The organism is Streptomyces sp. NPDC005728 (assembly GCF_040630895.1).
Lineage (GTDB): Bacteria > Actinomycetota > Actinomycetes > Streptomycetales > Streptomycetaceae > Streptomyces.
Genome location: NZ_JBEXYL010000018.1, coordinates 40,943 through 54,332, shown reverse-complemented (window position 1 = coordinate 54,332; position 13,390 = coordinate 40,943). Strand labels below are relative to the sequence as shown.

The following is a 13,390-nucleotide window of genomic DNA, read 5'->3' as shown; positions in this document are numbered from 1 at the left end:
GCTGTTTCGCCGCCTGTTCACGCGATGGTGTGATCATGTCCCTCGGGGTGGATGGCCCTCCAGGGCGCCGGGTAGGGCCTCCGGCATGACGCAGCCGTTCGAACTCCCGCACTTCTACATGTCGTATCCCGCGCGGCTCAACCCGCATGTCGACGAGGCGCGCGCCCACTCGACGGTGTGGGCGCGCGAGATGGGCATGCTGGAGGGCTCCGGTGTCTGGGAGCAGGCCGACCTGGAGGCTCACGACTACGGGCTTCTGTGCGCCTACACCCACCCCGACTGCGACGGACCGGCCCTCTCGCTGATCACCGACTGGTACGTGTGGGTGTTCTTCTTCGACGACCACTTCCTGGACATGTACAAGCGGACCCAGGACCGCGCCGCAGGAAAGGCCCATCTGGACCGCCTGCCTCTCTTCATGCCGCTGGACCCCGCGACGCCGATGCCCGAACCGGAGAACCCGGTGGAGGCGGGCCTCGCCGACCTGTGGAGACGCACGGTTCCGTCGATGTCCGTCGACTGGCGCCGGCGCTTCTCCGTCGCCACCGAGCATCTGCTCAACGAGTCCATGTGGGAGCTGTCCAACATCAACGAGGGGCGGATCGCCAACCCGGTCGAGTACATCGAGATGCGCCGCAAGGTGGGCGGGGCCCCCTGGTCGTCGGGGCTCGTGGAGTACGCGACCGCCGAGGTGCCCGCCGCCGTCGCCGGGACCCGCCCGCTCAGGGTGCTCATGGAGACGTTCTCCGACGCGGTCCACCTGCGCAACGACCTCTTCTCCTACCAGCGGGAGGTTGAGGAGGAGGGCGAGAACAGCAACGGCGTGCTCGTGCTGGAGACCTTCTTCGGCTGCACCACCCAGGAGGCCGCCGAGACCGTCAACGACATCCTCACCTCGCGCCTGCACCAGTTCGAGCACACCGCGCTCACCGAAGTGCCCGCCGTCGCCCTGGAGAAGGGGCTCAGGCCCGACGAGGCCGCCGCGGTGGCCGCCTACACCAAGGGACTTCAGGACTGGCAGTCCGGCGGCCACGAGTGGCACCTGCGCTCCAGCCGCTACATGAACAAGGGTGCCGCCACCGCCGCGCCCTGGCAGAAGCTGACCGGTCCCGGCACCTCCGCCGCCGACGTCGGCGCGCTGCTCGCCTCGGCCGCCGCGGAACGCCTGAGGGCGTACGCGCACGTGCCCTTCCAGAAGGTCGGCCCGTCGTTGCTGCCCGACTTCCACATGCCCTACGAGGTCGAGCTGAGCCCGCATCTGGAGGCCTGCCGCCCCCGTCTGACGGCGTGGATGCACCGCATGGGCATGCTGGAGGAGGGCGTCTGGGACGAGGACAAGCTGGCCGCCTGCGATCTCCCGCTGTGCTCGGCCGGACTCGACCCGGACGCCACACCGGAGGCCCTCGACCTCAGTGCCCACTGGCTCGCCTGGGGCACCTACGGCGACGACTACTACCCGCTGGTCTTCGGAGGCCGCCGCGACCTGGCCGCCGCCCGGCTGAGCACCGCCCGCCTGTCGGCCTGCATGCCCGTCGACGGCGAGTCGGCACCCGTCGTCCCCGTCAACGGCATGGAACGCGGCCTGATCGACCTGTGGGCACGCACCACCGCCGGCATGACCTCCGACCAGCGCCGCACCCTGCGCGACTCGGTCGACAAGATGACCGAGAGCTGGGTGTGGGAGCTGTCCAACCAGCTCCAGAACCGTGTCCCCGATCCGGTCGACTACCTGGAGATGCGCCGCGCCACCTTCGGCTCCGACCTCACCCTCAGCCTGTGCCGCATGGGTCAGGGACCCGCCGTCCCGCCGGAGGTCTACCGCAGCGGCCCCGTCCAGGCGCTGGAGAACGCCGCCGTGGACTACGCGTGCCTGACGAACGACGTCTTCTCGTACCAGAAGGAGATCGAGTACGAGGGGGAGATGCACAACGGGGTCCTCGTCGTGCAGAACTTCTTCGGCTGCGACTATCCGGCCGCGCTCGGCGTCGTCCACGACCTGATGACCCAGCGCATGCAGCAGTTCGAGCACATCATCAGCCACGAACTGCCGGTGCTGTACGACGACTTCGGCCTGTCGGCCGAGGCGCGCGAGGGCATGGGGAACTACGTGGCCGACCTGCAGAACTGGCTCGCGGGAATCCTGCACTGGCACCGGGAGGTCGAGCGTTACAAGGCCCCCTACCTCGCCCGCCGCGCCCACGGCTTCCTGCCAGACCGGGCCCCGGCCCCCGTGCAGCTGGTCAGCTGACGTCCGCGATCCGCTCGGCCACCTCCGCGGCGAGTTCGTCCAGTCCCTTCACGGCCGCTCCGCGCAGTTCGCCGCGTATCGCGTCACCGCCCGCCAGGACGGCGCGGGCTTCCTCGGTGAGGTCCGCGTCGGCCAGGGCGCGGGCCAGTGCGTAGTGTTCCTGGGCGATGAACCGGCCGAGGTTCACCCCGCGCCAGTGCGCGAGGGAGTCGTCGCCCGGAGCGTCCAGCGTGGCGCGGAGGGCGGCCAGGCTCCGCGCGGCCGGGAGCAGCCGACCCGTCTCGCGCTCCAGGCGGGCCTGGTCCCGCCGGGCCGATACCCGGTCCCGGGCCGTCTCCTGCAGCGCGGTGTACAGGCGCCGGGCGCGCAGTGCCTGCTCGGGATCGCCCAGGTGCTCGAAGTCGAAGGCCAGGGAGTACAGCGGGGACGGATCGAGTCCGGCGGGGGCGCCGGGCCGCCGCAGCAGGCTCTGGTCCATGGTGACGGCGTCCAGCCGGCGGATCAGGGTGACCCGGGCGAGTTCGGTGAGCCCCTGGGCCGCGGCCAGGTCCGTCCACGTCGACAGCGGTTCGTCGGCCGGGTCCGTGCCGAACAGCGAGGCGTCCAGCTCCTCGGCCCAGTGGTGCAACGCCGGACCGTCCGCGTCCCGTTCCGGTATTCCGCCCAGGCCGCACCATGTGTCGAAGTCCGTGTCGCGCACCTCGTGCAGCAGCGGCAGATCCGCCGGGTCTCCGTGCAGGCCCACCAGGACGGCGGCCAGCCGCAGTTCGTCGGTCATCGACGACTCCGCCTCACGGCGCAGCAGCTGCCGGAGCAGCGACAGGTCGGCGTCCGAGCGGTCGAACTGGGCCGCCCGCAGCACCAGTCGGCGCCGTACCGGATCGTCGGCCACGGTCGGGTCTCCGGCGCGCAGCCGGGCGAGATCGGCCCGGCCGCGCTCCAGGGCCGGCTCCCACAACGGCGGGCGAGGGTGCTCGTCGAGCAGGTGGTAGGCCATGCCCTCCTCGGCGTTGAGCAGCACGTGGTCGGGCTCGGTGCGCAGGAGTGCCGCGTGCAGCATGCCGATCAGCTCGACCGGGGACCGCTCGGGAAAGCCCAGTGCGGCGCGCAGTTCGGCACGCTCGGCGTCGATGCCGTAGGACTCGCGGATCTCCTCCTCGGTCTCGGCCACCTGCGCGAGGATCGCCTCCGTGCCGTCCGCCGGCGACAGGCCCACGTAGTCGTGCCAGCCGGGCAGGCCGATCACGATCTCCAGCGCCTCGTCCGCGCTCGTCCCGATGATCCCCGCGGAGCCCTCCGAGTCGGCGTACAGCATCGAGCCGTCGGCGCACAGGAAGTACGTGCCGCCGGTGTCGTCGCCCGCGACCACCTCCAGCGGTCCGCCGGAGGCCAGGCGGACCGGTTCGACGTGGCCGCCGGCGGCGCGGTCCAGGTCGAAGTCGAAAGGGAACGCGGCCAGCACGGCGAGATGCCGGTGCTGCCTGAGCAGCCGCAGGGCGTGATCGGTCATGTCACCGAACGTAACAGCCGCCACTGACAGCGAGGCGCCGGCGGTGCGGTGGCGGTCGGTTCAGGCCGACTGGCGCACCCTCGCGGCGTGTTCGACCGCCGCCCGCGCCAGCGCCCGTACGACGGGGTGCGGACGCGAGCCGTCCCCGGACAGCTCCGGCTGGAACAGCGTGGCCAGGAAGAAGGGGTGACCCGGCAGTTCGGCCACCCGCACCTGCCCGGCCTCGTCGTGCCCGGAGAACCGCAGGCCGTGTCCGCGGAGCGTGTCGAGATGGCGGGAGGGACCGTACGCGCAGAAGTACCGTTCGACCGTGCGCGCCGAGCCGATCACCGACTCGGCCAGCGAGCCCGGCTCGATGGCCACCGCGGCCTCGTGACCCACCAGCGAACAGGCCAGCGGTTCGATGAGCGGGTCCTCGGCGCCGGGGTCGTTCTCGGCGTGCGCCGCCCGGGTCAGTCCGCACACGCTGCGGGCGAACTCCAGGAGCGCGTGCTGGAAGCCGCCGCACGTGCCCAGGAACGGAATGCCCTCCCCGCGCGCGGTGCGGACGGCCGCGAGGATGCCCGCCTCACTGCGGTACGGGCTCCCCGGCAGCACCCACACGGCGTCGAAGCCCCGCACCGCACCCTCGGCCTCCGCGTCCTCGGACGGAATCCAGTAGGCGTCCAGGACCAGCCGGTCGCGTTCGGCGAGGGCGTCCAGCAGGAGCGGGATGCGGGTGTGCGAGACGACGTTGGGGGAGCGATCCCCGACGAGGGCCAGTGTGGCGGTGTGAGCTGCGGTGTTCGTCATGCCGTTCATCCTGGGCGGACCCGTGGTTCACGTCCAACGATGATTTCTGCACGGTCGATAAGGGTTGCTGATGGAGTGGGATCCTGTTCCGCATGGACCCGCACCTGCTGCGCACGTACGTCACCGTGGCGCGCCGCGCCTCCTTCTCCGAGGCCGCGCGCGAGCTGGGCTACACCCAGTCAGCGGTGTCCCAGCACATCGCCGCCCTCGAACAGGACCTCGGAGCGCCCCTGCTCACCCGGCGGCCCGTCACACCCACCGCGGCGGGCGAACGCCTCCTGGAGCACGCGGGCCCGCTGCTGCTGCGCCTGGACGCGGCCCGCGCCGACGTCGTTCGCATGGCCGCAGCGCCCGCGCACGGCCTGACCCTCGCCGCCGCACCGACCGCCCTCGGCCCTGCCGTCCTCGCCGCGCTCCCGGCCGCCGGCGTGACCCTGCGCGTCCTCACGCGGGACGCGATCCCGGCCGCCGTCGCCACCGGCACCGCCGACCTCGGCCTGGTCGACGGGGTCGCCGCCCCCAGCGATCCGCTGCGGCTGCCCGACGTGGCGCCGCTGACCACGCACGGCGTAGCCGAGGAGCCCGTCAGCGTCCTGCTGCCCACCGGCCACCCCCTCGCCGGCCGCACCGGCCTGCGCCTCGGCGACCTGGCGGACGCCCGCTGGCTCGACGCACCCGACGCGGCCCTCCCGCTCGCCCATCTGCGCGCCGCCAACGGCGGTGGCGCCTTCCGTCCCGCCCTCCGCTACGAGGGCACCGACCTGCGCGCCCTCACCGCCCTCACCGCCGCCGGCCACGGCCTCACCCTGCTGCCCCGCCCGACGGCCACCGGCGTCCCGGGCACGGTCGCGGTCCCGCTCACCGCACCGCGCGTCGTCCACCGCACGGAACTGGTGCACGGCGGCGCACCGAGGGGAGCCGCAGCCGAGCTGGTCCGGCGACTGGTCTACGGCGCGTGACGGTCGTGTCGAGGGGGTCGGTCCGGTGGCGGGTGGGTGCCGCGTGACGGCCGTGCCGGTCCGGTGAGTGGTGGCCGGGGCGTGACCGCCTGCCGTACCGGTTCGGCAGGGGCCTTGGGGTGCTCGCCTCGACGGCCATCACCACCCTCGGCCACGCTCCGGCCAGTCTCACCCGTTCGTGTCACGTCGCGGACCGGTGCCACGGGTAGAGGACCAGGCGGAGGCGAGCGAACCATGGAACAGACTGCGTTGCGTCCCAAGCCGATGCCCGGTCAGAAACGGCGGGAGAGCGGCACTTCCGGCCCGGGCCGGCGCCCGCACGCCGCGCGCCGACGCGGCCGGCGGACCAGGACCCTGCTGTTCGCACTGTTCACCGGCACCTTCCTGGTGCTCTCCGGCATCGGAATCGGCACGGTCGGCGCCACGGTGATCGGCATGAGCAGACTCGCCGAGTTGCAGAGCCGGACCCCGCCGCACAGTCCCTCGGCCGCGCCCGCCCCGCCCGCGTCCCCGAGCCCCGCCGAGGCCCGGACCGGCGCGACCCTGGGCGTGGAGGCCGTAGACGCCGAGAAGGCCGGCGCACTCGTGGTGGGCGTCCATGTGCCCGGCCCCGGCTACACGGCGGGCCTGGTCCGCGGCGACGTCCTGCTGCAGTTCGGCGGCGCTCGTGTCGACTCGGCCGCCGACCTGGCCCGAGTCGTCGCCCACGCCCGCCCCGGAACCGCGGTGGTCCTCACGGTGCGCCACCCCAGCGGCGGCTACCAGCAGCTGACGGTCGTTCCGGGAGTGGTGACCTGACAAGATGGCCCCATGCCGAGCCCCCTGTCCGCGGACCGCGCGCGCGTGACCCCGCGATCGGCTCGCGCCGCCCTGCCCGGCCGGGCAGGATGCTGCCCGAGACCGCTTCGCCCCCATCTCGACCGCGCTCGGAGGCCCGGATGACCGGTAGTACGCCCGCGCCCTTCACCGCCGACGACTACAGGGCCCGTATGGAGCGTGCCGCGCACACCGCCGCCGACGCCGGACTCGCGGGGCTGCTCGTGGCACCGGGACCGGACATGGTGTGGCTGACCGGCTACACGCCCACCGCGGTCACCGAACGGCTCACCCTGCTCGTCCTCACCCCGGGGCACGATCCCGTGCTCGTCGTCCCCACCCTGGAGGCCCCGGACGCCGAGCATGCGGCCGCGGCGTCCGCGTTCACCCTGCGCGACTGGACCGACGGCAAGGATCCCTACGGCGTCACGGCCGCGCTCCTCGACAAGAGCGGCCGGTTCGGCATCAGCGACAACACCTGGGCGATGCACCTGCTGGGCCTCCAGCGCACCCTGCCCGGCACCTCCTACGCCGCCCTCACCGACGCCCTGCCCATGCTGCGCGCCGTCAAGGACGCGGCCGAACTGGAACTCCTGGCAGCCGCCGGAGCGGCTGCAGACGCAACGTTCGAGGAGATCCGCAAGGTTCCCTTCGCCGGCCGCCGCGAGTCCGACGTCGGCCACGACCTCGCCGACCTGCTGCGCCGCTTCGGGCACTCCCAGGTCGACTTCACCATCGTCGGTTCGGGCCCCAACGGCGCGAACCCGCACCACGAGGTCGGCGACCGCGTCATCCGGGACGGCGACATGGTCGTCCTCGACTTCGGCGGCCTCAAGGACGGCTACGGCTCCGACACCACCCGCACGGTCCACGTCGGCGAGCCGACCGGGGAGGAGCGCACGGTCCACGACATCGTGCGCGCCGCCCAGGAGGCCGGCTTCCGGGCCGTCCGGCCGGGCGTCGCCTGCCAGGAGGTCGACCGCGCCGCCCGCGCGGTGATCACCGACGCCGGGTACGGCGAGTACTTCATCCACCGCACCGGCCACGGCATCGGCGTCACCACGCACGAGCCGCCGTACATGATCGAGGGCGAGGTACAGCCCCTCGTGCCCGGGATGTGCTTCTCCGTGGAGCCCGGCATCTACCTGCCCGGCCGCTTCGGAGTGCGCATCGAGGACATCGTCACGGTGACCGAGGACGGCGGCCGCCGCCTCAACAACACCACCCGTGAGATGGTCATAGTGGACTGAGAGACCAGGAGACACACCCTCGACGACATCCCGGAACGGCTACGGCGCGACCCATGACCCAGGCACCGACACCCACCGCGGACACGGTCCGCAGACTGGTCCGTTCGCTGCTCAAGGAGAGCAAGGAGACCGCGAACGGCGCCGGCGGGCTCGAAGTCCGGCCCGTGGCCGGGGGCCGCGAGCACACCTGGTGGATCGGCACCCGCCATGTGCTGCGCCTCGCCCCCGACCACGCCGCCTCCGTCCGCCGCCGCCGGGAACTGCGCCTGCGCGACCTGGTCCGCCCGCACATCCCCGTCGCCGTCCCGACCAGCGTCGCGCACGGCGACTGGGCACCCGGCCTCGCCTACACCCTCGACAGCAAACTGCCCGGCGGCACCGCCGACGAGCACGACGTCTCCGCCGTCGGCGAGGCCGACCTGGCCGGGCTGCTCAGCGGACTGCGCGCAGTGCCCCCGCGGCAGGCCGAGACGCTCGGTGTGCCGCGCACCGCCCCGCGCTCCCTGGAGGCGCTGCGCCGCATGGCCGTGCACGCGGCCGAACGGCTCGCCGCCGCCGACGAGTTCGACGCCGACCGGCTGCACCAGCTCACCCCGCCCGGCGCCGCCCAGCTCGCCGCACAGCCCGGCACAGCCGTCCTCACCCACCACGGCCTCACCGGCGAGCACGTGGTGGTCAGCGCCGACGGGCGGGTCCGCGGCATCCTGGACTGGACCGCCGCGGCCCTCGGCGACCCCGCCGAGGACATCGCCGGGCTCGCCGTCGCGGTCGGCTCCCCGGCCGCCGTCCGCGCGGCCACCCTCGCCGGCTACGGCGCCCGGCCCTGCCTGCGCGGCCTGTGGCTCGCCCGCTGCGACACCGTCATCCGCCTCACCGACCACCTCGAAGGCCGCGCCGCCGGCTCCCTGCCCCTGCTGCGGACCCAGCTGAGGCGCGTCTGGGAGCCGATCCTGCTGGAGCGGGTGACCGAGTTCAAGGACGACGAGAAGGAGCCTTAGGGCAGCCTTAGGGCACGTCCGGCGGATCATGCCGGATCGCGGGCCGGGCACGGCTCAGGGCTGGATCAGCACCACGCACGACTCCCCGGGCAGCTGGAGCAGTCCGTCCGGGCCCGGGGCCTCGACCGGATCCCACGCGGCCAGGACCTGCACCCGGCCGGTGCCCAGCGGGATCGCCGCCGGCTCCTTGCCCAGGTTCACCGCCACCCGGACGTCCCCGCGCCGGAACGCCAGCCAGTGCGCCTCCTCGTCGTACGCCACCTTCGTGTCGGCCAGGTCGGGATCGGTGAGGTCCGGCTGCTCCCGGCGCAGCGCGATCAGTCGCCGGTACCAGTCCAGCACGCGCGCGTGGGGCTCGCGTTCCGGCTCCGACCAGTCGAGGCAGGACCGCTCCCTGGTCGCCGGGTCCTGCGGGTCCGGTACGTCCTCCTCGGCCCAGCCGTGCTCGGCGAACTCCCGCCGCCTGCCCCGCCGTACCGCGTCGGCCAGCTCGGGATCCGTGTGGTCGGTGAAGAACTGCCAGGGCGTGCCGGCCGCCCACTCCTCGCCCATGAACAGCATCGGCGTGAACGGCGCGGTCAGCGTGAGCGTGGCCGCGCAGGCCAGCAGGCCGGGGGAGAGCAGCGCCGAGAGCCGGTCCCCCTGCGCGCGGTTGCCGACCTGGTCGTGGGTCTGGCTGTAGCCCAGCAACCGGTGCCCGGCCACGCGCGCCCGGTCCAGCGGACGGCCGTGACCACGGCCCCGGAAGGCCGAGTACGTGCCGTCGTGGAAGTACCCGCCGGTGAGCGTCTTGGCGAGCCCGGCGAGGGGAGCGCGCGCGAAGTCGGCGTAGTAGCCCTGGGACTCGCCGGTCAGCGCGGTGTGCACGGCGTGGTGGAAGTCGTCGTTCCACTGCGCGTGCAGCCCGAGGCCGTTCTCCGCGCGCGGGGTGATGATCCGCGGGTTGTTCAGGTCGGACTCGGCGATCAGGAACAGCGGCCGGTCCAGCTCGCCGGCCAGGCTGTCGACGGCCGCCGACAGCTCCTCCAGGAAGTGACACGCGCGCGTGTCGTGCAGTGCGTGCACCGCGTCCAGGCGCAGCCCGTCGATCCGGTAGTCCCGCAGCCACGCCAGCGCGCTGCCCACCAGATACGCGCGCACCTCGTCCGAACCGGGCGCGTCCAGGTTCACCGCGGCACCCCACGGCGTGTGGTGCGTGTCCGTGAAGTACGGCCCGAACTGCGGAAGATGGTTGCCCGACGGGCCCAGGTGGTTGTGCACGACATCCAGGACGACGCCCAGGCCGAGTTCGTGGGCCCGGTCCACGAACCGCTTCAATGCCTCGGGGCCGCCGTACGGCTCGTGCACGGCCCACAACGAGACCCCCTCGTACCCCCACCCGTGCCGCCCCGGGAACGGGCACAACGGCATCAACTCCACGTGGGTTACGCCCAGTTCCACCAGGTGCTCCAGGCGCGCGGCGGCCGCGTCCAGGGTTCCCTCGCGGGTGTACGTGCCCACGTGCAGCTCGTAGAGCACCGTGCCCGGCAGCTCGCGCCCCGCCCACGCGGCACGCCACGCGTACCGCTCGTGGTCGACGACCGCGCTCGGGCCGTCCGGGCCGTCCGGCTGGCGGCGCGAGCGCGGGTCCGGCAGCACCGGACCGTCGTCCAGCGCGAACCCGTATCGCGAGCCGTCCCGCGCCCGCGCCTCCCCCGTCCACCATCCGGCGCGGTCCGGATCGCGCTCCAACGGGCGCGTGGCGCCGTCGCAATGGAGCGTCACACGTTCTGTCTGCGGTGCCCACACCTCGAACTGCACGGACGGTTCCCCTTCGTCTGCTCACCGTGATGTAGCCCGTCCATCGTGCCGCGAAAGCGATCAATGCGCCTTCGAATACGGCCTTTCCCGGCAGGTGTCGTGGACGTACGCGCGCGTGGCCACCGTTTCCCCCGTTTCTGGACACCAGGGGTTCACTGCCCGACAATCACCAGCGTGACGTCGTCCTTCGAGTTCCCCACGTACCCCGCGCGGTTGTCCGACGCGGAGCGCGACAAGGCGCTGCAGGTGCTGCGCGACGGCGTCGCCATGGGCCGTCTGTCGCACGACACGTTCGTGCGCCGCATGGAACTTGCCCTGGCCGCGCGTCGCGCCGACGAACTCGCCGTCCTCACCGCCGACCTGCCCCGCGAGAACCGTTTCTCCCGCGCGGTCCTCGGCACCGTCGAGGCGGTATCCGGCTTCACCGTGCGGCTGCGCCGGGCCTGGCAGGCCGAGCGACTGCCCAAGCTGCTGCTGCCGCACGCGGCGGGCGGCCATCCGCTGCGCATCGGCCGCGACCCCGCGAACGGGCTGCGCCTGAACCACGAGACGGTCTCCCGCGTGCACGCCGAACTCCGCCGCCAGGGCGGCATGTGGGTCCTCAGGGACCTCGGCTCCACCAACGGCACCACGGTCAACGGCCGCCGTGTGGTGGGCGCCGTGGTGGTCCACGAGGGCGACCAAGTCGCTTTCGGACGGATCGCCTTCCGGCTCGCGGCGCACCGGGACAACGTTCCGCATTCGAACTGACGCACCATCGTGGGACCGTACGGTCCCGTTCGGGTGAGTCGGGCTGAGGAACGTGGGCCGCCGTGCCGATGGATCGGGAATGACGTACATCACCCGAGCGGCAGCGGCCGCCGGCGCCCTGCTGGCTTCCGTCGGTCTCCTCGCCGCGGGCCCTGCCCAGGCGGCACCCCGCGACGCGTTTCCCCTTCCCGGTAACTGGCTGTACCTCACCGTCACCCCCGGCGAGACCCAGCCCAGTGACCAGCACGGCACGCTGCTGCTGTGCGACCCGGTGCCCCTGGGGTACGCGCGCGCGGCCGAGGCCTGTGCCGAACTCGAGGCCGCCGACGGCGACATCGCACGCATCCCGCAGAGGAAGGTCTTCTGCTCGATGATCTTCGCCCCCGTGACCGTCCACGCGCACGGGCGGTGGAACGGACGGCCGGTCGACTACCAGGAGACCTACTCCAGCAAGTGCGTGATGGGCGCGCGGACGGGAGCGGTGTTCGCCCTGGACCGCTGAGCCCGGCTACCGGGAGGCACGGGCGGCGCGGGAGGCATGGCACGGGCGGCGCAGGAGGCACGGCGCAGGCGGCGTGGAGGCCTCACGCCGCCCGTTCCCGGGCCTGCTGGGCGGCCACCAGCACCGTCCGGGACTGGTGCTCCACCTGGTTCTCCAGCGGCACCCAGCGGGCTCTGAAACGCTCCGCGAAGGCCTCGCACCAGGAGGTGACGAGCTGCTCCAGCCGGGGCGCCGCCCGGTCGTCCGTCTCCCGCAGCACCCGCAGCAGCATCGCCGCCGCCCGCAGCGGCAGCCGCCGTCCGAAGGCGTCCACACTGCCGACGTACGCCATCGTCGTACCGGCCGGCGGCGTGTGGATCCAGTCCTGTGCGAGGCCCGGGATCAGCTCCAGCGCCCACTGCGCGGCCCGCAGCAGCGGCCCGTCCGCGCCCTCCAGCCGGGGCAGCGCCTCGGCGAGCACCCCCTCCACCTCCAGCGAGTCCCGCAGCAGCCGCTGCGCCAGGCGCCGCATCGCCGCGGCCGGTGCCGGGTGCTGCGCCGGGTCGTCCACCAGGTCGCTGGCCCACATCGGCACCTCCACCACCGCCGTCAGACCGCCGTAGCGGTGCGCGTGGTACCAGGTGCTGTGCCGTGCGTCGTCCGGCAGGCTCGGGTACGCGACGCCCGTCTCCGGGCCGGGCATCACATGCACCCCGGGCCCCGAGGCCGGCCAGCCCGCGGCGTCCGAGGCGCCCGTCTCGACCGGAATGTGCAGCTCCGCCGCGGACTTGGCGAACGGTTCGGCCAGGCCCGGAACGTCCTTCGTCAGCTGCACCCAGCTGCCCCCCAGATCGGTGCCGTGCAGGGTCACCTGGAGGTAGGGGCGCAGTTCGTCGATCACCCCGGTCAGGGCCAGGGTCTCGGGCGGCAGCCGGTCCGGTGGCAGCACCGCAGGGGACCACTCCGGCTGCTCCGCGCCCGTCGGCCGGTAGAAGCCGTGGTGGTAGTCGAGCAGGCTGCGCGGCGCCGGGGTCACATGCAGGCTGGCGCCGTCCGGGTCCGCGCACAGCAGGAAGTGCCAGGAGGTGCCGGCCCGCAACTCCCGCTCGGCCAGGACCCGTTCGGCCAGCACCCGGAGGGTGGAGCCGCCCGTCGGTTCGTTGGCGTGAGCGCCTGCGACGACCAGCACGGCCCGGCGGGCGTGTCCCACCGACAGCAGGTGCAGGGGCCGGCCGGCTCGCGAGACGCCCACCTGTCTGAGCGAGCACAGGCCGGGCTCCTGAGCGGCCAATGTCCGTGCGGAGGCGATCAGTTCGGGAACGCTGGGGTAGCGCAGCTCCGGCAGGAGACTCACCCCCGATTAGTCCGCCCGGCTTCGCTCTCCCAGTGCCGCACGGCGTGGGTGAACTGTCAAGCAGATGGCCGGGAGGCTCCAGGGGGCGCCCGGACGCATTCGCGAGCCGGGCCGAGCTGCCGTGATCCGGGGGGCTCACCGCTGGCGCGGGCCGCGGCCCGCCGGGGCCGCGACGGCCTTCACCCTGTCGCCCTGCCCGTGCACCGTCCTCCTGGCGACGGCGGACAGCGGCAGCGTGCCGACTGCCTCGTCCTCACCCGACCGGGCCTGGCGGCGTGCCCCGACCGTCCACGCGCGCGTACCGCCCGCCGGAGGTGCCGAAGCCCTCGTGGATCTCCTGCGCGCCACCTGGCCCTCCGCGGGAGCGGCCGCCGCCGTCCGGGCGTACGAGGACTGCGACGTGCCTGCCGCGCAGGCCGGCTGAGCGGACGC

12 protein-coding genes are annotated in these 13,390 nt (G+C 73.3%); 8 read left to right on the top strand and 4 right to left on the bottom strand.

Annotation, left to right across the window (positions count from 1 at the left end):
- The first annotated feature begins 85 nt into the window (after positions 1-85).
- Positions 86-2,248, top strand: coding sequence for a germacradienol/geosmin synthase Cyc2 (cyc2, locus tag ABZ471_RS15110; RefSeq protein WP_359066407.1), 2,163 nt, complete (start codon positions 86-88; stop codon positions 2,246-2,248).
- Here cyc2 and ABZ471_RS15105 read toward each other — a convergent pair.
- On the bottom strand, positions 2,241-3,758 hold the full coding sequence (locus ABZ471_RS15105; RefSeq protein ID WP_359066405.1) for a hypothetical protein: 1,518 nt from the start codon (positions 3,756-3,758) through the stop codon (positions 2,241-2,243). The two genes, cyc2 and ABZ471_RS15105, sit on opposite strands and share 8 nt — an antisense overlap.
- A 60-nt stretch (positions 3,759-3,818) precedes the next feature.
- Entirely contained in the window at positions 3,819-4,550 is a 732-nt protein-coding gene (locus ABZ471_RS15100; protein WP_359066403.1) for a hypothetical protein, read from the bottom strand.
- 92 nt (positions 4,551-4,642) lie between these two features.
- Between ABZ471_RS15100 and ABZ471_RS15095 the strand changes: the two genes are divergently transcribed.
- The 4 genes from ABZ471_RS15095 to ABZ471_RS15080 all read left to right on the top strand — a co-directional run bounded on the left by ABZ471_RS15095 (position 4,643) and on the right by ABZ471_RS15080 (position 8,573).
- Entirely contained in the window at positions 4,643-5,509 is an 867-nt protein-coding gene (locus ABZ471_RS15095) for a LysR family transcriptional regulator (protein WP_359066401.1), read from the top strand.
- A gap of 234 nt (positions 5,510-5,743) precedes the next feature.
- On the top strand, positions 5,744-6,307 hold the full coding sequence (locus ABZ471_RS15090) for a PDZ domain-containing protein (RefSeq protein ID WP_359066399.1): 564 nt from the start codon (positions 5,744-5,746) through the stop codon (positions 6,305-6,307).
- A 140-nt stretch (positions 6,308-6,447) separates the two neighbouring features.
- Positions 6,448-7,575, top strand: coding sequence for an aminopeptidase P family protein (locus ABZ471_RS15085; protein ID WP_359066397.1), 1,128 nt, complete (start codon positions 6,448-6,450; stop codon positions 7,573-7,575).
- Positions 7,576-7,628: 53 nt separating this feature from the next.
- Positions 7,629-8,573, top strand: a complete 945-nt coding sequence (locus tag ABZ471_RS15080) for an aminoglycoside phosphotransferase family protein (RefSeq protein WP_359066395.1) — start codon at positions 7,629-7,631, stop codon at positions 8,571-8,573.
- A 54-nt stretch (positions 8,574-8,627) separates the two neighbouring features.
- Here the strand turns inward: ABZ471_RS15080 and treZ are convergent, their stop codons facing one another.
- On the bottom strand, positions 8,628-10,373 hold the full coding sequence (treZ, locus tag ABZ471_RS15075) for a malto-oligosyltrehalose trehalohydrolase (protein WP_359066393.1): 1,746 nt from the start codon (positions 10,371-10,373) through the stop codon (positions 8,628-8,630).
- Between the two features lie 174 nt (positions 10,374-10,547).
- Between treZ and ABZ471_RS15070 the strand changes: the two genes are divergently transcribed.
- A complete protein-coding gene (locus ABZ471_RS15070) occupies positions 10,548-11,123 on the top strand; it encodes a DUF1707 and FHA domain-containing protein (RefSeq protein ID WP_359066391.1) in 576 nt (191 codons plus the stop codon).
- A 79-nt stretch (positions 11,124-11,202) separates the two neighbouring features.
- Positions 11,203-11,625, top strand: a complete 423-nt coding sequence (locus tag ABZ471_RS15065; RefSeq protein ID WP_359066389.1) for an SSI family serine proteinase inhibitor — start codon at positions 11,203-11,205, stop codon at positions 11,623-11,625.
- Between the two features lie 82 nt (positions 11,626-11,707).
- On the opposite strand, the gene ABZ471_RS15060 is transcribed toward ABZ471_RS15065, so the two are convergent.
- Positions 11,708-12,958 carry a M14 family zinc carboxypeptidase gene (locus ABZ471_RS15060; RefSeq protein ID WP_359066387.1) on the bottom strand — a complete coding sequence of 417 codons (1,251 nt, stop codon included), beginning with the start codon at positions 12,956-12,958 and terminating at the stop codon, positions 11,708-11,710.
- 235 nt (positions 12,959-13,193) lie between these two features.
- Here ABZ471_RS15060 and ABZ471_RS15055 point away from each other — a divergent pair, with 235 nt between their 5' ends.
- Positions 13,194-13,382 (top strand): hypothetical protein, encoded by a 189-nt coding sequence (locus ABZ471_RS15055; protein ID WP_359066385.1) that lies wholly within the window; start codon positions 13,194-13,196, stop codon positions 13,380-13,382.
- Positions 13,383-13,390 lie beyond the last annotated feature (8 nt).

Excerpts from the sequence above, each read along its gene's own strand:
- cyc2 (WP_359066407.1), top strand. The coding sequence starts at position 86 with ATGACGCAGCCGTTCGAACTCCCGCACTTCTACATGTCGTATCCCGCG.
- ABZ471_RS15105 (WP_359066405.1), bottom strand. The coding sequence starts at position 3,758 with ATGACCGATCACGCCCTGCGGCTGCTCAGGCAGCACCGGCATCTCGCC.
- ABZ471_RS15100 (WP_359066403.1), bottom strand. The coding sequence starts at position 4,550 with ATGACGAACACCGCAGCTCACACCGCCACACTGGCCCTCGTCGGGGAT.
- ABZ471_RS15095 (WP_359066401.1), top strand. The coding sequence starts at position 4,643 with ATGGACCCGCACCTGCTGCGCACGTACGTCACCGTGGCGCGCCGCGCC.
- ABZ471_RS15090 (WP_359066399.1), top strand. The coding sequence starts at position 5,744 with ATGGAACAGACTGCGTTGCGTCCCAAGCCGATGCCCGGTCAGAAACGG.
- ABZ471_RS15085 (WP_359066397.1), top strand. The coding sequence starts at position 6,448 with ATGACCGGTAGTACGCCCGCGCCCTTCACCGCCGACGACTACAGGGCC.
- ABZ471_RS15080 (WP_359066395.1), top strand. The coding sequence starts at position 7,629 with ATGACCCAGGCACCGACACCCACCGCGGACACGGTCCGCAGACTGGTC.
- ABZ471_RS15065 (WP_359066389.1), top strand. The coding sequence starts at position 11,203 with ATGACGTACATCACCCGAGCGGCAGCGGCCGCCGGCGCCCTGCTGGCT.